20 protein-coding genes are annotated in these 20115 nt (G+C 69.8%); 4 read left to right on the top strand and 16 right to left on the bottom strand.

What is annotated here, in order from left to right:
* Positions 1–16 precede the first annotated feature (16 nt).
* Positions 17–889: a hypothetical protein gene (locus ACYVK3_RS19440; protein WP_460498998.1), complete on the bottom strand. Its 873-nt coding sequence runs from the start codon at positions 887–889 to the stop codon at positions 17–19.
* A gap of 217 nt (positions 890–1106) precedes the next feature.
* On the opposite strand from ACYVK3_RS19440, the gene ACYVK3_RS19435 reads away from it, so the two are divergent.
* The gene (locus ACYVK3_RS19435) at positions 1107–2183 is read left to right on the top strand and encodes a PQQ-dependent sugar dehydrogenase (protein WP_460498997.1); all 1077 of its coding nucleotides are present in this window, start codon (positions 1107–1109) and stop codon (positions 2181–2183) included.
* A 24-nt stretch (positions 2184–2207) separates the two neighbouring features.
* Here the strand turns inward: ACYVK3_RS19435 and ACYVK3_RS19430 are convergent, their stop codons facing one another.
* The 6 genes from ACYVK3_RS19430 to metF form a co-directional block, all read right to left on the bottom strand.
* Positions 2208–3623 (bottom strand): serine/threonine-protein kinase, encoded by a 1416-nt coding sequence (locus tag ACYVK3_RS19430; protein WP_460498996.1) that lies wholly within the window; start codon positions 3621–3623, stop codon positions 2208–2210.
* Between the two features lie 186 nt (positions 3624–3809).
* Positions 3810–5591 (bottom strand): aspartate--tRNA ligase family protein, encoded by a 1782-nt coding sequence (gene aspS, locus ACYVK3_RS19425; protein ID WP_460498995.1) that lies wholly within the window; start codon positions 5589–5591, stop codon positions 3810–3812.
* Positions 5592–5773: 182 nt separating this feature from the next.
* Complete coding sequence (locus ACYVK3_RS19420; RefSeq protein WP_460498994.1) at positions 5774–6262, bottom strand: SAV_6107 family HEPN domain-containing protein; 489 nt, start codon at positions 6260–6262, stop codon at positions 5774–5776.
* A gap of 227 nt (positions 6263–6489) precedes the next feature.
* Positions 6490–7299: a tetratricopeptide repeat protein gene (locus tag ACYVK3_RS19415; protein ID WP_460498993.1), complete on the bottom strand. Its 810-nt coding sequence runs from the start codon at positions 7297–7299 to the stop codon at positions 6490–6492.
* A gap of 50 nt (positions 7300–7349) precedes the next feature.
* Positions 7350–7958 (bottom strand): hypothetical protein, encoded by a 609-nt coding sequence (locus ACYVK3_RS19410; protein ID WP_460498992.1) that lies wholly within the window; start codon positions 7956–7958, stop codon positions 7350–7352.
* Positions 7959–8036: 78 nt separating this feature from the next.
* Positions 8037–8969: a methylenetetrahydrofolate reductase [NAD(P)H] gene (gene metF, locus ACYVK3_RS19405; protein ID WP_460498991.1), complete on the bottom strand. Its 933-nt coding sequence runs from the start codon at positions 8967–8969 to the stop codon at positions 8037–8039.
* Positions 8970–9063: 94 nt separating this feature from the next.
* Here metF and ACYVK3_RS19400 point away from each other — a divergent pair, with 94 nt between their 5' ends.
* Positions 9064–10116, top strand: a complete 1053-nt coding sequence (locus ACYVK3_RS19400) for a polyprenyl synthetase family protein (RefSeq protein WP_460498990.1) — start codon at positions 9064–9066, stop codon at positions 10114–10116.
* 139 nt (positions 10117–10255) lie between these two features.
* Positions 10256–10855, top strand: a complete 600-nt coding sequence (locus ACYVK3_RS19395; RefSeq protein ID WP_460498989.1) for a hypothetical protein — start codon at positions 10256–10258, stop codon at positions 10853–10855.
* 6 nt (positions 10856–10861) lie between these two features.
* On the opposite strand, the gene ACYVK3_RS19390 is transcribed toward ACYVK3_RS19395, so the two are convergent.
* The 8 genes from ACYVK3_RS19390 to ACYVK3_RS19355 form a co-directional block, all read right to left on the bottom strand.
* Positions 10862–12040, bottom strand: a complete 1179-nt coding sequence (locus tag ACYVK3_RS19390) for a PrsW family intramembrane metalloprotease (protein ID WP_460498988.1) — start codon at positions 12038–12040, stop codon at positions 10862–10864.
* Positions 12037–12630 (bottom strand): hypothetical protein, encoded by a 594-nt coding sequence (locus tag ACYVK3_RS19385; protein ID WP_460498987.1) that lies wholly within the window; start codon positions 12628–12630, stop codon positions 12037–12039. Before ACYVK3_RS19385 ends, ACYVK3_RS19390 begins: the two co-directional genes overlap by 4 nt.
* Before the next feature lie 116 nt (positions 12631–12746).
* A complete protein-coding gene (locus tag ACYVK3_RS19380; protein ID WP_460498986.1) occupies positions 12747–13844 on the bottom strand; it encodes a branched-chain amino acid transaminase in 1098 nt (365 codons plus the stop codon).
* A gap of 153 nt (positions 13845–13997) precedes the next feature.
* The gene (locus tag ACYVK3_RS19375; RefSeq protein WP_460498985.1) at positions 13998–15035 is read right to left on the bottom strand and encodes a 3-isopropylmalate dehydrogenase; all 1038 of its coding nucleotides are present in this window, start codon (positions 15033–15035) and stop codon (positions 13998–14000) included.
* A gap of 161 nt (positions 15036–15196) precedes the next feature.
* Positions 15197–16795: a Rossmann-fold NAD(P)-binding domain-containing protein gene (serA, locus tag ACYVK3_RS19370; RefSeq protein ID WP_460498984.1), complete on the bottom strand. Its 1599-nt coding sequence runs from the start codon at positions 16793–16795 to the stop codon at positions 15197–15199.
* Positions 16796–17052: 257 nt separating this feature from the next.
* A complete protein-coding gene (locus ACYVK3_RS19365; protein ID WP_460498983.1) occupies positions 17053–17589 on the bottom strand; it encodes a regulatory protein RecX in 537 nt (178 codons plus the stop codon).
* Entirely contained in the window at positions 17564–18622 is a 1059-nt protein-coding gene (recA, locus tag ACYVK3_RS19360) for a recombinase RecA (protein WP_460499062.1), read from the bottom strand. The genes ACYVK3_RS19365 and recA overlap by 26 nt, the downstream gene beginning before the upstream one ends.
* Before the next feature lie 119 nt (positions 18623–18741).
* Positions 18742–18945, bottom strand: coding sequence for a DUF3046 domain-containing protein (locus tag ACYVK3_RS19355; RefSeq protein ID WP_460498982.1), 204 nt, complete (start codon positions 18943–18945; stop codon positions 18742–18744).
* A gap of 59 nt (positions 18946–19004) precedes the next feature.
* Between ACYVK3_RS19355 and ACYVK3_RS19350 the strand changes: the two genes are divergently transcribed.
* Entirely contained in the window at positions 19005–19577 is a 573-nt protein-coding gene (locus ACYVK3_RS19350; protein WP_460498981.1) for a TetR/AcrR family transcriptional regulator, read from the top strand.
* A 4-nt stretch (positions 19578–19581) separates the two neighbouring features.
* Here ACYVK3_RS19350 and ACYVK3_RS19345 read toward each other — a convergent pair whose 3' ends face one another.
* Positions 19582–19983: a hypothetical protein gene (locus tag ACYVK3_RS19345; RefSeq protein WP_460498980.1), complete on the bottom strand. Its 402-nt coding sequence runs from the start codon at positions 19981–19983 to the stop codon at positions 19582–19584.
* Between the last annotated feature and the right edge of the window lie 132 nt (positions 19984–20115).

The raw sequence follows: 20115 nt of genomic DNA, 5'->3' as shown, positions 1-20115 counted from the left end.
GGCGCTGATGCGAGCGTTACTCCGGCATCGCTCCGGCGAAGTCGTCGAAGGAGTGGATGTTGTCCGAGTCGGGCGCGGCGATGCCGTACTCGCCGCCGACCTCGACGATCTCGCTGACGAGGTTCATGGTCATGCCGTCGGTCTCGGGGAAGGCCATCTCCATGGTCTCGAGCAGGCCCTCGTCGTCGACGGTGATGGTGACCTCGGTGCCGTCGACCGCCGAGGAGGCGCCGCCGGTGGCGCCGAGCATCGACTGCATGGCCTCGGAGTCCGCGCTGAGCGTGCCGGTGTAGACGCCGTCCGCGGTCTCCTCGACGTCGGAGAGCTCGGTCAGCAAGGTCTCGGTCTGCGAGGCCAGGTCGAAGCTGCCGAACTGTTCGTAGACGTCGCTGACCCGGCCGTCCTCGGCGAGATCGATGGTGAACCAGGCGTCCTCGCCGAACTCCTCGGTGATCGACGCGAACATGCCGCCGGACAGCTGCATGTAGAGGACGTCGTCGACCAGGATCGACTCGGTGCGCGTGTCGGAGAACATCTGCTCCATCATCTCGGCCATCTCGGGGTCCGAGGAGTAGTCGTCGCCGGTGGCCTCGAGGATCACGCTCATCTGCATGTCCTGGGTGGCCCGCATGGCTTCACCCTCGACCGAGTTCGTCATCGTCATGAATTCGAGGTCGTTGACGGTCATCGTGGACTCCATCTTGTAGGAATCCTCGTTCAGGCCCTCGTAGGAGGCGAGAACCAGTTGCTGGGGGCTCGGCTGCGCCGCCGCGTCGTCGCCCGACTCCGAGCCCGACTCCGACGAACCGGAGGTGCAGGCGGCGAGGCCGAGGGCGAGCGCGGGAATCGCGGATGCGCCGACGAGGCGGCGGGTGGTGGCGGTAGACATCGGCGTCCTCCAGTTTCGCGGGGGTTGGTCTCCTACCCCCACAGCCTACAGCCGAGCCGCGGTGCGCTCCGGTGCGCCGGTGTGCCGGTGTGCCCGAAAGTGCCGCACGTACCTGGACATCAGGTGCAAAAGCTGCGTACTATGGCGATTCCATAGATATCCATCGATATCAATCGTGTCGCTACCTCACACCGGCACTGAGAGCGAAGGAGAAACCATGCGACGCAAATTGATGGTCGCTGGAGCCATGATCGCCGCCGCGATCATGGGCGTCGGCACCGCAGTGGCGCAAGCGCAGCCCGACCAGGTCGAGCCGGCGCAGCAGGCCGGATTCGACTTCGAGAACGGGCAGGCCGTGGCCCAAGGGCTCTCGATCCCGTGGGGACTGGCGTTCCTGCCGAACGGCCATGCCCTCGTCTCCGACCGCGACAGCGGCGCCGTTCTCCGCTACCGGGGCTTCGGCAATCCGGAGGTCATCGGCGGCATCGGCGTCCCGCCGCCCGAGGGCCAGTACGACGAGCGCGGGCTGCTGGGATTGGCCGTCTCCCCCACTTACGAGGAGGACGGCTACATCTACGCGTACCACTCGACCGAAGCGGACAACCGGGTCGTGCGCTTCACGATCGAGGACTTCGCCCCGGAGCCGATCATCACCGGCATCCCCTCGGCGCTGAACCACAACGGCGGTCGCCTGGCCTTCGGGCCCGACGGCAAGCTCTACATCTCCACCGGCGACGCCAACGACACGGCCAACGCCCAGGACCTCGACAGCCTCGGCGGCAAGATCCTGCGGGCCGATCCCGACGGCTCGGTGCCCGAGGACAACCCGTTCGAGGGCTCTCTGGTCTACAGCTGGGGGCACCGGAACGTCCAGGGCCTCGCGTGGGGCTCGGACGGCGAGATGTACGCCAGCGAGTTCGGACAGAACACGTGGGACGAGCTCAACCACATCGAGGCCGGCGGGAACTACGGCTGGCCGGTCGTCGAGGGCACCGGCGGGGGCGGTGAGTACGTCGACCCGCTGGTGACCTGGAGGCCCGCCGAGGCGTCGCCCTCGGGGGCGGAGATCGTCGACGACGTCATGTACATCGCGTCGCTGCGCGGCCAGCGTCTCTGGACGGTGCCGGTGCTCGGCGGCGAGGCCGGCGAGCCGCTCGCGGTGCTGGAAGGCGAGATCGGGCGCATCCGGACGGTCGAGGTGTCTCCGGACGGCTGGCTGTGGGTGACCACGTCCAACGGCTCGGGAGACGACGTGCTGATGCGGTATCCGGCGATCGACGGCGAGGAGGGCTAGCGCACCAGGGCCGTCGTCCCGGGCTCAGGTGGGTTGCTGGCTCGATTCTCCGGTCGGCGACTGGCTGCCGCCGCCGGGGCTCGGGGACTCACTCTGGTCACCGCCGCCGCCGTCGTCGTCGTCATCACCGCCGCCATTGTCGTCGTCGCCGCCTCCAGGGGAAGGCGAGTCAGTCTCACCGTCGCCTGTCGGCGACTCGGACTCGGTCGGTGAGTCGGACTCCGTCGGCGTCTCGGAGGGGGTTTCGTCGAAGTTGGGCTCGTTGCTGTCGTCGTTGTCGTCCCAGTCGTCGGTCTCCTGCTCGTTCGTCTCCCGCTCGCTGGGCGACTCGGAGCGCGTCGGCGACATCTCGAGCGTCGTGTCCTCGGTATTGACCTCCCCCTTGGAACCGCCCCCCGCCCACGGCAGCAGGAAGATGAGCGTCACGATGAGGATGACCGCAGCGGTCACCGCGCCGGTGAGGAGCCACGGCACGGCGCGGTTCTTGTTCTCGGCGCCCGGATCCATCGCACCGGTCGGCTGAGCCGCGGTCGCGCCGTGGGCGGCCGCGCCGGCCCCGATGAGCTGTGTGGCGCCGTCCTGAGGGGTGGACGGCGACGCCACCGGGATGCCACCGGTCACGACCCTGCCCTCGCGGGCGGAGCGGGCCATGTCGGACGCCGAGGCGTACCGCGCCTGCGGGTCCTTCTGGAGCGCCTGGAGCACGACCTGGGCGACTCCCGGCGGGATGTCGCGCGACAGCGGCGGCGGGGCCTGGGTCATGTGACCGTTCATGACCGCCACGGGCGTGTCCGAGACGAACGGCGGCTGGCCCATCAGGGCCTCGTAGGCGACGACGCCCAGTGAGTACAGGTCCGTCGCGCCGGTCAGCTCCGCGCCGTTGAGCTGCTCGGGCGAGGCGTAGGCGAGGGTGCCCATGACGGTGCCGGTCTCGGTCAGCCCGGAGGCGCCGCGGGCCGAGGCGATGCCGAAGTCGACGATCTTGACCGAGCCGTCCTCCTCGACCAGGAGGTTCGCGGGCTTGATGTCGCGGTGGATGATGTCGGCGCGGTGGGCGGTCTCGAGGGCGTCGGCCGCGGTCGCGACGATCGTCATGACCTCGTCGGGCGGGAGCGCGCCGCGCTCACGCAGTATCTCGGCCAGGGAGGTGCCCCTGACGAGTTCCATGATCAGGTACGACACCAGCCCGTCGTCACCGGTCTCCTCGCCGTAGTCGTAGAGGGCCACGATCCCCGGGGACTGGAGGGCGGCGACGGCTCTGGCTTCGAGCTGAAAGCGGGCGCGGAACTTGTCGTTGCTCGAGAGTCCAGCATGGAGTATCTTGATGGCGACGCTGCGGCCCAGCCTGGTGTCGAAGCCCTTCCAGACCTCGCCCATGCCACCGGCGGCAAGCCGTTCGTCCAATCGATAGCGACCCGCCACCAAGGTCCCGCTCTGCACGTCGTACCGCTCCTCTTACTCCTGCATCGGCCGGTTGTTACATATATCAGTCAATACGCGGGGCATGATCACAGCCCACGAGGCTCCTACCTCTTGGAAGTGCTTGAGGGGCGACTGTGCACGCGCATCGAAAACGGCGACGCGGCCCGAGCCGCAGGCCCGAGCCGCTCACCATGCATCGTATGACTACTCGTTCAGGCCGTCCGCATCGGTTTCGGGTACGAAGTCGATACCCGCCTCCGCGCGCTGTTCGGGCGTGATCGGCGTCGGCGCCGCGGTCAGCGGGTCGTAGCCGCCGCCGGTCTTCGGGAAGGCGATGACCTCGCGGATCGAGTCGGCGCCCGCCAGGATCGCGCAGACCCGGTCCCAGCCGAGGGCGATGCCGCCGTGCGGCGGCGCGCCGTACTTCAGGCCCTCCAGCAGGAAGCCGAACTTCTCCCGCGCCTCCTCGTGCGTGAGGCCGAGGACGTCGAAGACGCGGCTCTGGACCTTGCCGTCGTGGATACGGATGGACCCGCCGCCGAGCTCGTTGCCGTTGCAGACGATGTCGTAGGCGTAGGTCAGGGCGCTGCCCGGGTCGATCTCGAACTTGTCGACCCACTCGGGGTTGGGTGCGGTGAACGGGTGGTGGATGGCCGTCCAGCCGCCGTCGTCGGTGGGCTCGAACATGGGGGCGTCGGTGACCCAGCAGAACGCCCAGGCGTCCTCGTCGATGAGTCCGCAGCGCCGTCCGATCTCGAGCCGGGCCGCGCCGAGCAGCTCCTGGGCCTCGCGGCGCTCGGCCGAGGCGGCGAAGAAGACCGCGTCGCCGGCCTTGGCGCCGACGGCGTCGGCGAGACCGGCCAGGTGCTCCTCGGACAGGTTCTTGGCGACCGGGCCCTTGGGCTCGCCGGTCTCGGGGTTGAAGACGACGTAGGCGAGGCCCTTGGCGCCGCGTGCCTTGGCCCAGTCCTGCCAGGCGTCGAGCTCCTTGCGGGTCTGCGAGGCGCCGCCGGGCATGACGACCGCGCCGACGTAGCCGCCTGCCTCGATGGCGCCTGAGAAGACGCGGAACTCGGTGCCGTTCAGGTATTCGGTGAGCTCGACGAGCTCTTGGCCGAGGCGCAGGTCCGGCTTGTCCGAGCCGTAGCGGTCCATGGCGTCGTGCCAGGTGAGCCGGGGCAGCGGGCGCGGCAGCTCGTAGTCGGCCAGCTCGCTCCACAGGGCGGCGACGATGCGCTCGCCGAGGTCGATGACGTCCTCCTGGTCGACGAAGGAGGCCTCGATGTCGAGCTGGGTGAACTCGGGCTGGCGGTCGGCGCGGAAGTCCTCGTCGCGGTAGCAGCGGGCGATCTGGAAGTAGCGTTCGAAGCCGCCGACCATGAGCAGCTGCTTGAACAGCTGCGGGGACTGCGGCAGGGCGTACCAGGAGCCGGGCTGGAGGCGCACGGGCACGAGGAAGTCCCGGGCGCCCTCGGGCGTGGACCGGGTCAGCGTCGGCGTCTCGATCTCGACGTAGCCGTCCTCGACCAGGAGGTTGCGCGCGATGTGGTTGGCCCGGGAGCGCAGGCGGATCGCCCGGTTGGGGCCGGTGCGCCGCAGGTCGAGGTAGCGGTGGCGCAGGCGCACGTCCTCGGAGACGTCGATGTGGTCGTCGATCTGGAACGGCAGCGGCGCGGCCTCGGACAGGACGGTGAGGGACTCGGCGGAGACCTCGACTTCACCGGTGGGCAGGTCGGGGTTCTCGTTGCCGGCCGGGCGCCTGGCGACGACGCCGGTGATCTCGATGCAGAACTCGTTGCGCAGTTCGTGGGCGACCTTGGCCGCCTCGGAGTCGCGGAAGACGACCTGAACGACGCCCGAGGCGTCGCGAAGATCGATGAACTCCACCCCGCCGTGATCGCGGCGCCGCGCCACCCATCCGGCGAGGGTGACTTGCTGGTCGACGTCAGCGGCACTCAACGTGCCGGCGAGGTGTGTCCGATACACGGGCTCAAAACTCCTCGGGAGGTTCCGTTAGACGATTGTCGGCTTTGCCGGTTCATTCTCTCGAATGCCCAGCACCGGCAGCAATCGTATAACCGCGCGGTCACCAGCCACGCAGGCGTGCCGTGCCCGGTGTCCTGACCCGCTGCGCCAGTGAAGCGGCTCACCGGGACTCCGGTGCCAGCTCAGTGCGCCAGCGCGTTGAAGCCCAGGAGGCGGATGACCACGTCGAGGAAGCGGCGGGCGTCGGCGACGATCGTGTCGGCCTCCTCGGAGGTGACGATGTCGGGGATGCCGGCCTGGGCGAGCACGCGCTTGCGAGCCGTCCTCGAGAAGTGCGAGGCCCACTCCTCCAGCTCGGGGGCGGCCGCCGCGAGGAGCTCCCAGGTGCTGGAGGGACGCCCGGGACGCCTGCGGCCGGCGACGTCGCCCGCCCGCACGGCGAGGACGGCCGCCGCCACACGCAGGGCCGCCATGTGGGCCTCGGCGTAACGCTGGCCGGGGCGCATCTGCTCGGCGGCATCGTCGAGGTCGGTGCGGGCGGTGGCGAGCAGTTGCAGCGGGGAGCGGTTGGGGAGTTGGTCCGCGGGGATGCGCAGGCGCGAGTTCTTGACGGTCCCGGCCTGGATCAGGCGGGGAGACGTCCGTGTGGCTCCTGGTCGAGAAGCTGCCATGAGGGCCTCCATAACCTTGTTCGAACTTGCGTTCGACATTTATGGAACCACAAGGGTCCGACATTTTGAACCCCCAATGTCACGCGAAATCAGCGATACACTACGTTCTGTCTCGAATCTGACAGCTTTAACGTTGCCGCGCAACGAGACGGGCCGCGCACCGTGCGGTGCGCGGCCCGTGGACCCGTGTTCGACACCACGAATTCGCCGCGGTGTTCGAATCATCGCTACTCCTCGACGACCTCGTCGATCAGCCGCAGGTGCGCCCGGGCCTCATCGGAGCGGCCCAGCCGCTCCAGAGTCCGGCCCAGCAGCCGCCTGGCGAAGAAGTCGGCCGGGTTGACCTCGACCATGGCCTCGGCCAGCACCAGCGCCTTGTTCAACTGCGCGGACTTGAAGTAGGCCCGCGCCGCCAGCTGCACCACGTCGGGGTGCCCCGGGTGGTCGCGCAGGAGCGGCTCGATGAGCCGCAGCGCCCCGATCGGGTCGCGCTGGCCCAAGAGCGCCTCGGCGTGCCGCAGGCGCTGCGTCTCCTCGGGGACCGCGCGTTCCTCGTCCACGTCGCAGAACGCCGCGAGCTCGTCGACGTCGGGGGCCTCGAGGATGCGGTCGGCCTGGGTGAACGTGGGCACGACCGTGACGCCGATGGCCTTGCCGCGCAGGCGCTGCTCCTCGACGCCGCGCTTGCCGGAGTCGGTGCGCAGCATCGCCGCGCCCTGGGCGAAGCCCGCCTCGGTCGACAGGCGTCCGAGGACGTCGATGTCGGTGACGTCCGCGCCTTCGCGGTACCGCGCCGCGAGGATCTTGGCGACCACGGCGTCCTGGAGGGCGGGCCCGCCGTCGGTGTAGGCGAGGTGCACGAGCCGCTGGGCGTCGCTGTCGTCGGACGGGTGCGGCCGCCAGATGACTTCGACGTCCTCGGCGAGCTCGCGGGGGGCTGATTCACCACGGCCACGGCCGGCCAGCGCCGATGCGAGCTGCTCCTTCGCCGACAGTGCCTCGGGCGAGATCACGTCGGCCCATACTTCGATGTGCATGGCCGGTGCAACGCCCGTGCGGTGCCGGGCATTCCACCGGATGTGGCCGGTCACTCGTTGCGCAGCGCCGCCGAGACGACGATGACCAGCTGGAGCAGTCCGAGCGCGGCCATGAGCAGCCAGGCGGTGACGGCGAAGGTGACGGCCCCGGAGATCCAGTCGGCGTAGGCGGGCCCTCCCGCGACGGCGACGACGCCGGCCGCGGCGAAGCCGAGGGCGACGGTCAGGGTGCGCACCGACCGCTCCCCCAAGGTCGTCATGCCGAGATCGCGCAGGCCGACCTGGCGGGCGCGCGAGCGGGTCTGAACGTAGATCCAGCTCAGAGCCCCGGTGACGCAGACGGCCCAGCCGGGCGCTCCGAGGAACCACAGGGCGAGGAGCCAGGCGGCCTCGGAGAGCCGGCCCGCGAGCGGTTCGAACACGAGCACCCGCCGGGACAGCCGCGTCGAGCGGGCGGCCAGCAGCGCGTAGGAGGCGTCGGCGAGGGCGGTGGCACCTATCAGCGGGACGGTGGCGAGGACGATCGGGCCGCCGAGGAGGGCGGCCACCGGCACCAGGAGACCGGCGATCAGCCCGAGGCCGACGACGGCTCCGGGCTGAAGCCGCGTTGAGAGGATCGCCCTGCCCACAAGGGAGTCGGCGGGCACTCGCGTGTGCATGGATGTTGTTCTAGCAGACCGCACCGGGACCGGTCGCACAGCATCGGACATACCGCACCACTTTACGAGATCGGGCGCTCACGCGCTTCGTTCGTCCCAAGCCTTGGCGCCGTTGAGGTTGTGCCATACCCGGCGGGTCGACCTGGAGTGGTTCAGCGTGGTGAAGTGCAGGCCGGGCGCGCCCTCGGCGAGGAGCCTCGCCCCGAGGCCGGTCGCCACCTCGACACCGATGTCGCGGATCGCGTCGCGGTCGTGGGCGACCGCGCGCAGCCGCTCGGCGAGCGTCTCGGGGAAGCCCATGCCGGTGAGGATCGCGAAGCGCTCGATCTGCTTGATGTTCGTGACGGGCATGATGCCGGGGACGATCGGGATGTCGCACCCGGCCGCGGCGACCGCGTCGCGCAGGCGCAGGTAGTCCTCGGCGTCGAAGAAGATCTGGGTGATGGCGAAGTCGGCGCCGGCGCGGCACTTGTCGACGAAATGGCGCACGCCGGTCTCCCAGTCCACGTCCCTGGGGTGGCCTTCGGGGAAGGCGGCGACGCCGACGCAGAAATCACCGGAGGACTTGATGAGCTCGACCAGGTCGCGGGCGTAGCGCAGGCCCTCGGGGTGCGGGACCCATTCGGCCCGGGGGTCCCCGGGCGGGTCCCCGCGCAGCGCCAGGATGTTGCGGACGCCGACGTTCGCGAAGTGCCCGATGAGGTTGCGCAGCTCGGCGACCGAGTGGTCGACCGCGGTGCAGTGCGCCATCGTCAGCAGTGTCGTCTCGGCGTTGATCCGCTCGGTGGTCTCGACCGTCTTCACCCTGGTCGAGCCGCCGGCGCCGTAGGTGACCGAGACGAAGTCGGCGCCCAGGCTCTCCAGGGCTCGCACCGTGCGCCACAGCGTCGCCTCGTCCTTCTCGGAGCGGGGCGGGAACATCTCGAAGGAGAACCTTGGGGTGCCCGAACGGAGCAGATCACCGATCTTGGCGGTCTGCTGCGGCATCACTGAGGCGACTCCATGGGTCATAGATCAACGGTAACGAGTCGGGAACACGTGTTCTGACGTGCACGCGAGCCCACCCAATAGTTGAGACGGCCCGGCGGTCTCCTAGGGTCGTGGCGTGGAGCTCAAACACCGGATCGAATCCGCCCTGACCGCGTTCCTCGACCGGCAGGCCGGCGTGATCCGCGGTATCGACGACAGCCTCGGCGCCTACGCCGACGCCGTCCACGCCTTCGTGCTGAACGGCGGCAAGCGCGTCCGGCCCACGTTCGCCTACTGGGGCGCGCGAGGCGCGGGCCTGGCGGACTCCGACGAGCTGGTCGCCTGCGTCGCGTCGCTGGAGCTGCTCCAGGCCGCGGCGCTCATGCACGACGACCTCATCGACGGCTCGGACACCCGCCGCGGGGCTCCCTCGATCCACCGGCGCTTCACGGCCCTGCACGAACGCGAGGGCTGGTCGGGCCGGCCCGAGGAGTTCGGCACCGCCGCGGCGATCCTACTGGGCGACCTGTGCCTGGCCTGGTCGGACGAGCTGCTGTGCTCGGCGGGCATGCCGTTCGAGGCCGTCGCCGCCGCCAGGGCCGACTTCGACCTCATGCGCACCGAGGTGAGCGCCGGGCAGTACCTGGACGTGCTCTCCGAGGTCCGCCGCGACGTCTCCGAGGACACCGCCGCGAAGGTGGCCCGCTACAAGTCAGCGAAGTACACGATCGAGCGCCCGCTCTTGATCGGCGCGTCCCTGGCCGGGGCCGGCGAGACGGTCCGCGCCCACTACACCGGCATCGGGCTGCCGCTGGGCGAGGCGTTCCAGCTGCGCGACGACATCCTCGGCGTCTTCGGCGACCCAGCGCAGACCGGCAAGCCCGCCGGCGACGACCTGCGCGAGGGCAAGCACACGTTCCTTGTCGCCCGGGCCTGGGCCGTGGCCGACGACGTCCAGCGTTCGGCGCTGGACGCCGGGCTCGGCGACCCCGAGCTCGACGAGGCCGGCGTGGAGCGGCTGCGGGCGATCCTGATGGACACCGGCGCGCTGGCGGACACCGAGCACCGGATCGAATCGCTCGCCGCGCGGGCCGGGGCCGCGCTGGAGGCGTCGCGGGCCGACGTCGACCCGGCCGCGCTCGAGGTCTTCGCCGGTCTGCTCGTCGGCGCGGTGAAGCGCGATTGCTGACGCACGGGACCGGCCCTACGCCCGTTAGGGTTCGCCCAAACGGACGAAACTCACCTCGCACGGGTGACGCACAGTCACCGAGCGGCAGCCCGCTCGTTGATCCCCACAGCAGACGACAACGAACTGTGGGGGGATTTCTGTGGGACTCTTCGGCGCCATCGGGCGCGAGACCAAGGGCGCGATTCGATCGATCGGTTACGACGTGCGCCGTTCCAAACGGTTCCGGCGCCTCGGCGTGCTGGCCGTGGCGACGGTCGCGGGCGGTGTCATGACCACCGGGGTGCTGATGCGCTCCCCCGTCCCGGAGTACATCGGCTTGCAGTCCGAGGAGGAGGGCTCGGGCGTCACCGACGGCTGGTTCGGCTTCGGTTCGGACACGCAGGGCCAGGACGCCGAGCCGGAGTCCTCACCGGCGGCGTCCGGCGGCGCCGACACCGAGAGCCCCTCGGAAGCGGCCGCGTCGACCGAGCCCGGACACACCGCGCCGGGCGGAGGCGGCGCGACGAACGGGCAGGCCGGGGCGCCCGCCGGGGCGCCGGGATTGACGCCGATCGAGAAGCCGACCGGCGACACGCCCCCCGAGAGCGACACCGCTGAGCCCTCGCCCGGATCGCCCGAGCCGAGCGAGGCCCCGACGACGCCCGAGCCGTCGCCGAGCGAGACGCCCACGGAGACGCCGAGCCCGACCAAGAGCCCGTCGCAGGAGCCGACCGCGAGCAAGACGCCGATCGACGAGTAGCGGCCCTCAGCCGCCGGAGCGGATGACCTCGGCGAGCTCGGCGCGGAGCGCGGCGATGTTGCGTTTCACGGCGGCCACGTCCGGGGCGTCGTCGGCGTCCGAGTCGCGGCGCTGCTCGCGGGCCAGAATCGCCGCCAGGCGCACGAGCTCGCGCTGGAGCCGGCCGCGCAGCTGCGCGGCGCGCTTGCCCCATTGCCTGGCGGCCTCGTTGCGTGCCTTGCGGCGGCTGCGCAGCGACCGCATCGTCGTCAGGTCCTCAGTGGTGATCACCGACTCGGGCTGGTCGGACATGGTCGTCACGAACCAGCGCCACTCGGCGCGCGCCGCGAAGTGGTACAGCACGAAGAACAGCGCCAGGATGATCAGGCCCTTGCCGTAGGTCAGCGGGATCGTCACCCACGACTTCAGGCCCGGCGGCACCGGCAGGTTCCACAGCGCGTGCATGGCGATCGCCAGCGCGAACAGGCCGACGGCGACCGCGATGCGCGTGCGCCGGGGCCGGCGGACCTGGGTCACGAGGAAGGCGATGCCGAGCCCGGCGGTGCCCGTGTACAGCGGGTGCGACCAGGGGCCGGCGACCAGCACGCGGGTGAAGGTGACGCTCATCGAGCCGGCCCAGTCCGAGTTGGGGTTGAGCACGGCGAAGTTGATCGCGTACGTGAGGTTCTCGACGACCTGGAAGCCGAGGCCGACCAGGGCGCCGTAGATGAGCCCGTCGATCGACCGGTCGAAGTGCTCGCGGACGATGAGCACGAGGATGATCACGCCGACGGCCTTGAGCCACTCCTCGTTGAGGGGCCCGGCGATGGCCGGGCCCCACGTGCGCGCCCATGCGGGGTCCATGATCTCGGCGAGGACTACGAGGGCGGCGTCGTTGGCGATGATGGCGAACGAGACGGCGGCCAGACCGCCCCAGCACATCGCGGCGGCGCGCACGGTGACCGGTTCGCGCTCGAACAGGTCGAGGCGGGCGAGGATCCACAGGAACACGATGGCGAGGGCGCCGTTGATGGCGACGGAGGCCCACAGGGCTCCGGCGATGTCGCCGTATTCGGGCGACAGGACGCGGCCGAGGCCGATGAGGCCGAAGATCAGGCAGGCGACGTAGAGCCAGTAGGCGGGGCGTCTGACGCGGATGAAGGCGCCCTGGCTCTCGATGACGACGCGTTCGGTGGTGACGTTCATGCGCCGCCCAGCACGAAACTCGAGACGAAGTCGTCCGCGCCGGCGACGCTGTCGGCGAGCTGGCCGGAGGGCGCGATGGTGATGACGGTGGCGGCGGCGCCCTCGCCGTTGCCCACGACGACGATCGATCCGTTGATATTGCGTCCGTACAGGTCGGCGCGGTAGCCGTCGAGGCCGTTGATCGGATTGTGGTATTCGCGCACGTTGATCGCGGAGACGCCCGGCTGGATGGTGGTGAACCACTCGACGCGCCGGTCGAGGAGGCGGCGGAGGCTGTCCACGCCGGTGTCCACCTGGACGGTGGCGCTGACTTGGCCGCGGTCGAGGGTGATGCGGTAGCGCGAGAGGGTCAGGTCGGCGCTCCAGCCGCTGCCCGGAGGCAGGAACTGGAGCTCGGCGTCGTCGATCGGATACGACTCGAGCGTGATCGTCTCGCCGTGTACGAGCTGCTCGCGGGTGTCACCGACGGCGCGCTCGAAACCGATCCACAGCGCCATCGGCAGCGCGATCGCGACGGCGGCCAGCGCGGCCTGCCACATGCGTCCGCGTTCGAGCCCGAGCCGGTTCAACCGTATGGTGGCCTCGCCCACGTACCCTCCCCGAGCCTCGATGCGCGCGAGGCGGCGACCGAATGCCTTCCGCGCGTGCAATTCAAGGGTACGGGGAGGGAGCAAGGGGCTGCCCGGCGTTTGGGGGATGCTGTCCCCTAAGCGATCCGCGTCGTCCATCCGTGAGTGTCCTCGGCGCGCCCGTGCTGGATGTCGAGGATGGTCTGGCGAAGCTGCATGGTGAACTTGCCGGCCTCGCCGCCCGCGACGGTGAACTCGCCGTTGCGGCTCTTGACCGTGCCGACCGGCGTGATGACGGCCGCGGTGCCGCAGGCGAACGCCTCGGTGAGCGCGCCGGACTCGGCGTCGCTCTGCCAGCGTTTGATCGAGTAGGCGGTCTCGCGGACCTCCCATCCGGATTCGGAGGCGAGCGTGAAGATCGCGTCGCGGGTGATGCCGGGGAGGATGGTCCCGAGCTTCGGCGTGTAGACGACGCGCTCGTTCTCGTACACGAAGAACAGGTTCATGCCGCCGAGCTCGTCGACGTACTCGTAGTTGACCGCGTCCAGGAACACCACCTGGTCGCAGCCGTGCTCGATGGCCTCGGACTGGGGCAGCAGGCTCGCGGCGTAGTTGCCGCCGCACTTGGCCGCGCCGGTGCCGCCGGGCCCGGCGCGGTTGTAGTCCTCGGAGACCCACAGCGTCAGCGGCTGCGGCCCGTTCTTGAAGTAGGCGGCGGCCGGCGACGCGATGACCATGTACTGGTATTCCTTCGCGGGACGCACACCGAGGAACTGCTCGGAGGCGAACATGAACGGCCGAAGGTACAGGCTCGCCTCCTCCTGGCCGGGCACCCAGTCGCCGTCGACGGCGAGGAGCTCGCGGATCGACTCGATGAACCACTGCTCGGGCAGGTGCGGCATCGCCATGCGGTCGGCCGACAGGTTCAAGCGGCGGGCGTTGGCCTCGGCCCGGAACAGGCCGATGCCGCCATCGGGGTACCGGTAGGCCTTGAGTCCCTCGAAGATCTCCTGCGCGTAGTGCAGCACGGCCGCGGAGGGAGACATAGTGATCGGACCGAATGGTTTGATTCGGGCGTCGTGCCAGCCCTTGTCGGCGTGGTACGACATCGTGAACATGTGGTCGGTGAACAGGGACCCGAATCCGGGATCGGCGATCAAGCGGTCGCGCTCGGCGGCCGGAGTCGGGTTCGGGTGCGGCTCGCGCCGCAGGTCGGGAAGACCATCGGTGGTCATGGAACGTTCCTTCGGTCAATGCCTGGAGTATTGGTTCTTCTGCCTAACTTACCGCTCGTTCAGGTCGTCAGGCGCGTCGTGCTCGGTTGGCGGACGACACGGAAGCGCCCGGCGAGTGTCACTCGCCGGGCGCGAAAGAGCAGGTGTGTTGCGCTAGCTCAGCTGTCCGGCGACGTCGGCGGCTACTCGCTCGCCTACCTCGACGGTACGGATCTTGGTGCCGGAGTCGCGCCCAGCGAGCTCTCGCTCGACGGCGGCGGTCACGGCCTCGGCCGCGTCGGCGCGACCCATGTGATCGAGCAGCAGCGCGGTGGAGGCGATCGCGGCGATCGGGTCGGCGACGCCCTGCCCGGCGATGTCGGGGGCCGAGCCGTGGACGGGCTCGAACGTCGACGGGTGCGTATGGTCGGGGTTGACGCAACCGGAGGCGGCCAGCCCGATGCCGCCGGTGACGGCGGCGGCGATGTCGGTGAGGATGTCGCCGAATAGGTTGTCGGTGACGATGACGTCGAACGTGTGCGGGCGGTTCACCAGGAACATCGCGGCGGCGTCGACGTGCTGGTACTCGGTGGTGATGTCCGGGTACTCCTCGGCGACGTCCTTGAAGGCCCGTTGCCACAGCCCGCCGGCGTGGACGAGCACATTGGTCTTGTGGACCAGGGTCAGATGGCCGCGGCGGCGCTTGGCGCGCTCGAAGGCGTCGCGGACGACGCGCTCGACACCGTAGCGGGTGTTCAGGCTCTCCTCGGTGGCGATCTCGGCGGAGGAACCGATGTGGAGGTTGCCGCCGGCGCCGGTGTAGAGGCCCTCGGTGCCCTCGCGGACGACCACGAAGTCGATGTCGCCCGGCTTGACGTCGGCCAGCGGCGTCGGGGCGCCGGGGTACAGGCGGCTGGGCCGCAGGTTCACGTACTGGTCGAACTCGAAGCGGAGCTTGAGCAGCAGACCGCGCTCGAGCACGCCCGGCGGGACCGACGGATCACCGATGGCGCCCAGAAGGATCGCGTCGTGCTCGTCCAGTTCGGAGAGCACGGTCTCGGGGAGGACCTCGCCGGTGCGGTTGTAGCGGCGCGCACCCAGGTCGTACTCGGTGGCCTCGTAACCGGGAATGGCCACGTCGAGCACCCTCCGGGCCTCGGCGATGACCTCTTGTCCGATCCCGTCGCCGGGGATGACCGCGATCCTGCTCATGCTGCCTCTCTGGTTTCGATCCTCAGTGCGCTCGGGCGAACTGGTGCGCCGCATCCGGCCGCGCGGGACCCAGGGAGGGCCGGGAACGCGGAATGCGGGCGAATGCGTTCACCATAACGCATCCGTCCCGCATTCCGAAGTACGGCTCTCAGCAGATGGAATCAGTCCTCGAGCGTCACCGCGTTCGCGGTCGAGGCGCCGACGGTGTCCTTGATCCGGCCGAGGACCTCGGCGGGAACGGGGGCGTCGGTGGCCATCACCATGAACGCGTCACCGCCCGCGGCCTTCCGGGCCACCTGCATCGCGGCGATGTTGATGCCCAGGTCGCCCAGTGCGCCGCCGATGAGGCCGACCACTCCCGGACGGTCGGTGTAGCGCAGGAACAGCAGCGATCCCTCGGCGTCGATGTCGATCTCGAAGCCGTCGACCTGCGTGAGCTTGCGGGCCTCCTGCGGCGCCGGGCTGATCGTGCCCGACACCGTGAGCGTGGTGCCGTCGACCAGAGCGCCGCGCAAGGTCACCAGAGTCTGGAACTCCAGCGACTCCAGCGAGGTGTACAGGCCGATCTCGACGCCGCGCTGCTCGGCGACCAAGGGCGCGTTGACGTAGGTGACCGAGTCGGCCACGTCCGCGAACAGGCCCTTGGAGGCCGCCAACTGGAGCACCGTGACGTCGTGGTTCACGACATCGCCGCGGACCTCGACGGTCACGGACTGGACGGCGCTTTCGGCCAGCGCGGTGAAGGTCTTGCCGAGGCGCTCGGCCAACGGCAGGAGCGGGCGGACGTCCTCGGCGACGACGCCGCCGGCCTGGACGTTCGCGGCGTCCGGGACGAACTCCCCCGACAGCGCGAGTTTGACGCTCTTGGCCACGGCCAGCCCGGCGTTGTCCTGGGCCTCGCGGGTGGAGGCACCCAGGTGCGGGGTGGCGACGACGTTGTCGAGCGCGAACAGCGGCGAATCGGTGCACGGCTCGGTGTCGAACACGTCGATGCCTGCGCCGGCGACGCGGCCGTCCTTGAGGGCCGCGACGAGCGCGGCCTCGTCGACCAGGCCGCCGCGGGCGGCGTTGATGATCCGCACGCCGGGCTTGACCTTGTTGAACGCGTCCTCGCCGAGGAGACCCACGGTCTCGGGGGTCTTCGGCAGATGGATCGTGATGAAGTCGGCGGCGGCGAGCAGCTCGTCGAGTCCGACCAGCCGGACGCCGAGCTTGGCGGCCTGCGAGGGCTGCGCGTACGGATCGTAGGCGACGACGTCCATGTCGAACGCCTGCATCCGCGTGGTGACCAGTTGGCCGATCTTGCCGAAGCCGATGACGCCGAGGGTCTTGCCCTGGATCTCGACGCCGGTGAACTTCTTGCGGTCCCAGCGGCCCTCGCGGAGCGAGGCGTCGGCGCGGGCGGTGTGCCTCGCGCTGGCGAGCAGCAGCGTGACGGCCTGCTCGGCGGCGGACACGATGTTGGAGGTCGGCGCGTTGACGACCATGACGCCGCGTTCGGTGGCGGCGGGCAGGTCGACGTTGTCGAGCCCGACGCCGGCGCGGGCGACGACCTTGAGCTTGGGAGCGGATTCGAGCGCGGCGGCGTCGATCGTGGTCGCGGAGCGAACGATGACGGCTTCGGCATCGACGAGCGCGGTGTGGAGGGAACTGACGTCCGTTCCGTCGATCTCCCGGACGTTGAAGTCTCCGGAGAGCACTTCGATCGCTGCGGGCGCGAGTGGATCTGCTACCACCACGACGGGCTTCGGTTCGGTCATGGGTACCTCGCAAAGGTAAGGAATAGACGGAGGACCGGGCGCGGCGCTGCGTCGTCGGGGCCCATCGTATGTCGATCCCGTTAACGGCTCCTCACCGACCGGCGACCGTCCGGATGGTGGAACACGGTTCCCACCCAGCAAGGAGGCCGTGAACACCGCGGCGGAAACCGGGGCCGGGAGGGCACCGAGTCGGATCGAGCCGGGAGCTCGTCTTCGGGAGGGAGGCGCGACCGCCCGCGCGTCGGCGCGGGCGGCGTTCATTCGTAGGTGGCCTCTTCGTCGAGCAGGGCGGCCGCCTCTTCGTCGGCTTCGGCGAGGACCTGCTTCACGACCGGGATCGCGACGCCGGCCCCGTAGCCCTTTCTGGCGAGCATCCCCACCAGCTTGCGGAGGACCGCCTCCGGCTCCTGCCCGGCGAGGCTCCGGTAGCGCCGCCTCGCGAGTTCCAGCGCCGCCGATCGCTCATCCTCGTCGCTCACCGACTCCACGGCGGCGTCGACGAGCTCCGGCTCCACTCCCTTGCGGCGCAGTTCCCCCGCCAGCGCCCGCTTCGACAGCCCCCGGCCGCGGTGCCGCGAATCGACCCACGCGCGCGCGAACACGGCGTCGTCGATGAGACCGACCTCCGAGTAGCGGTCGAGGATGTCGGTCACGACCGCCTCGGTGAACCCTTTGCGGCGCATGGCGCCGCCGAGCTCCGAGTGCGTTCGGGGCCGCCCCGACAGCAGTCTGAGGCAGTACTGCCGGGCGGCCTCCGGATCGTCGGGTTTAGAAGTCGACTGCGGCTTCTTCACTCTCGGCCTCATCAGCGGGCGCGGCGGCGGTGGCATCGGCGCCGACCCCGAGCTTTTCCTTGATCTTCTTCTCGATCTCGAGCGCGAGGTCGGGGTTCTCCTTGAGGTTGAGCCGGACCTTCTCCTTGCCCTGGCCGAGCTGATCGCCCTCGTAGGTGTACCAGGCGCCGGACTTCTTGACGATCCCGTGCTCGACGCCCATGTCGATGAGCGAACCCTCCTTGGAGATGCCGTGCCCGTAGAGGATGTCGAACTCGGCCTGCCGGAACGGCGAGCCGACCTTGTTCTTCACGACTTTCACGCGGGTGCGGTTGCCGACGGCCTCGCCGCCGTCCTTCAGCGTCTCGATCCGGCGGATGTCGAGCCGCACGGAGGCATAGAACTTCAGTGCCTTACCGCCCGAGGTCGTCTCGGGCGATCCGAACATGACGCCGACCTTCTCCCGCAACTGGTTGATGAAGATCATGGTGGTGCCGGTGTTGTTCAGGCCGCCGGTGATCTTGCGGAGCGCCTGGCTCATGAGCCGGGCCTGGAGGCCGACGTGGGAGTCGCCCATCTCGCCCTCGATCTCGGCGCGGGGCACGAGCGCCGCGACGGAGTCGATGACGATGAGGTCGACCGCGCCGGAGCGCACCAGCATGTCCGCGATTTCCAAGGCCTGCTCGCCGGTGTCGGGCTGGCTGACGAGCAGGTCGTCGACGTTCACGCCGAGCGCCTCGGCGTAGACCGGGTCGAGCGCGTGCTCGGCGTCGATCATCGCCGCGATGCCGCCCTCGGCTTGGACGTTCGCCATGGCGTGCAGGGCAATAGTGGTCTTACCGCTGCTCTCGGGGCCGTACACCTCCACGATCCGGCCTTGCGGCAGGCCGCCGACACCGAGCGCGGCGTCAAGGGCGATCGAACCGGTCGGAATGGTCTTGATGTTCTGTTTGGGCTTCTCGCCCAGTCGCATGACCGAGCCCTTGCCGAACTGCTTGTCGATCTGGGCCAGCGCGAGATCGAGCGCCTTGTTCTTGTCCTGCGGGTTCGCCATGCCGCCCCCTCTGGATCCTGTTTGCTTCGCCATGTCGAACACGGTAGTCCCCCCGACCGACAACCTAGGGCAACGGCTTCTTCGAACAGGGCCGAACGCACAGATATCGGAGATCGAGGTCAGCGCACGAGTCGGGCGGGGACGCGGTCGGGCCAGGTCCGGCAGACCGCGATCCACACGGCCTTCGCGTTCTCGCCTTCGGCGAGCGCCTGGTCGATGGTGCGGTCGCCGAGCAGGCCGATGGAGTGGTCCGAGGCGACGCTGCGGGCGTAGCCGGCCCCGAAGGTCTCGTCCATGCGTTCCCAGAAATCGCTCAACTTCATCGGCACAACGGTAGGCGACACGGTGGTCCGCCGCCACAGGCGGATGGCAAGATTGCCGCGTGCCTCGCGTCAGCCAAGAACACCTCGATTCGCGCCGTCAGCAGATTCTGGACGGCGCCCGCTCCTGCTTCGCCCGGTTCGGGTACGAGGGAGCGACGGTGCGGCGCTTGGAAGAGGCCACGGAACTCTCGCGCGGGGCGATCTTCCATCACTTCCGCGACAAGGACGCGCTGTTCTTGGCCGTGGCCTCGGTGGACGCGGCCGAGATGGTCGCGACGGTGGCCGAGCGCGGTCTGGTGGGCGTCATGCAGGACCTGACGGCCGCCGCCGACAAGCCCGAGACCGTGGGCTGGCTCGGCACGCAACTGGAGGTGGCCCGGCGCCTGCGCACCGACCCGGAGTTCGCCGAGGCGTGGGGGCGGCGCCGCGAGGCGATCGCCGAGGCGAGCCGCGAGCGCCTGGAGCACCAGCGCGACATCGGAGTCCTGCGCACCGACATCGACATCGAGGTCTTGGCGGGGTTCCTGCAGTTGGTCTACGACGGCCTGGTGCGCTACCTGGCGACCGGCCGCGAGGATCTCGACATCACGCGGATACTGCAGCTCGTCGAGGAGGCCGTGCGCCGCCACTAGCGGCTCAGCACGGGGCCAGATCGCCGGTGGAGTTCAGGTCTCCGGAATCGATGACCGCCCGGGGCGGTCCGGCGACGCGTCCGCATTCGCTCAGCGCCCGCCCGATCACCGCCGCGACCGCGTCGCGCGTCGCCAGTTCCCTGTCGCCGAGGAGGATCGACGGCGCGTCGATCCGCAGTTTCGGGTTGCGCTCGTAACGCTCGGGGCGGCGGCGGCCTTCGCGTGCCGCGTCGCGTCCGACAAGGAGGGATGCATCGTAGTCGATATATATTCCTGAGGGCAGGAGAGGATTGCCCTCGAAGAGGAGCTGATGCCGCCTGCCGTCGGGGCGCAGGACGGTCGCGACCGTGTTGTGGGTGCCGAAGTCGATGCCGAGGGCCGCGGCGGTTCGCTGGGCGGTGTCCATTCTCAGCTTCCAGAAGTGGGCGTGCGGGGTGCCCACAGCCTACTCGGTCGAGACGATCCGGGCATCGTTCAGCGTCGGCCCCAAGCGAAACGGGCGGCCCCCGGGAAGCGATGCCCCCCGGGGGCCGCCCGG

The organism is Glycomyces tarimensis (genome assembly GCF_054776215.1).
This window is presented reverse-complemented; position numbering and strand designations above follow the sequence as displayed.

What these genes read in the sequence shown, in the direction of transcription:
- ACYVK3_RS19440 (WP_460498998.1), bottom strand. Translation starts at nt 889, where the DNA reads ATGTCTACCGCCACCACCCGCCGCCTCGTCGGCGCATCCGCGATTCCC.
- ACYVK3_RS19435 (WP_460498997.1), top strand. Translation starts at nt 1,107, where the DNA reads ATGCGACGCAAATTGATGGTCGCTGGAGCCATGATCGCCGCCGCGATC.
- ACYVK3_RS19420 (WP_460498994.1), bottom strand. Translation starts at nt 6,262, where the DNA reads ATGGCAGCTTCTCGACCAGGAGCCACACGGACGTCTCCCCGCCTGATC.
- ACYVK3_RS19415 (WP_460498993.1), bottom strand. Translation starts at nt 7,299, where the DNA reads ATGCACATCGAAGTATGGGCCGACGTGATCTCGCCCGAGGCACTGTCG.
- ACYVK3_RS19410 (WP_460498992.1), bottom strand. Translation starts at nt 7,958, where the DNA reads ATGCACACGCGAGTGCCCGCCGACTCCCTTGTGGGCAGGGCGATCCTC.
- metF (WP_460498991.1), bottom strand. Translation starts at nt 8,969, where the DNA reads ATGACCCATGGAGTCGCCTCAGTGATGCCGCAGCAGACCGCCAAGATC.
- ACYVK3_RS19390 (WP_460498988.1), bottom strand. Translation starts at nt 12,040, where the DNA reads ATGAACGTCACCACCGAACGCGTCGTCATCGAGAGCCAGGGCGCCTTC.
- ACYVK3_RS19380 (WP_460498986.1), bottom strand. Translation starts at nt 13,844, where the DNA reads ATGACCACCGATGGTCTTCCCGACCTGCGGCGCGAGCCGCACCCGAAC.
- ACYVK3_RS19375 (WP_460498985.1), bottom strand. Translation starts at nt 15,035, where the DNA reads ATGAGCAGGATCGCGGTCATCCCCGGCGACGGGATCGGACAAGAGGTC.
- serA (WP_460498984.1), bottom strand. Translation starts at nt 16,795, where the DNA reads ATGACCGAACCGAAGCCCGTCGTGGTGGTAGCAGATCCACTCGCGCCC.
- recA (WP_460499062.1), bottom strand. Translation starts at nt 18,622, where the DNA reads ATGGCGAACCCGCAGGACAAGAACAAGGCGCTCGATCTCGCGCTGGCC.
- ACYVK3_RS19355 (WP_460498982.1), bottom strand. Translation starts at nt 18,945, where the DNA reads ATGAAGTTGAGCGATTTCTGGGAACGCATGGACGAGACCTTCGGGGCC.
- ACYVK3_RS19345 (WP_460498980.1), bottom strand. Translation starts at nt 19,983, where the DNA reads ATGGACACCGCCCAGCGAACCGCCGCGGCCCTCGGCATCGACTTCGGC.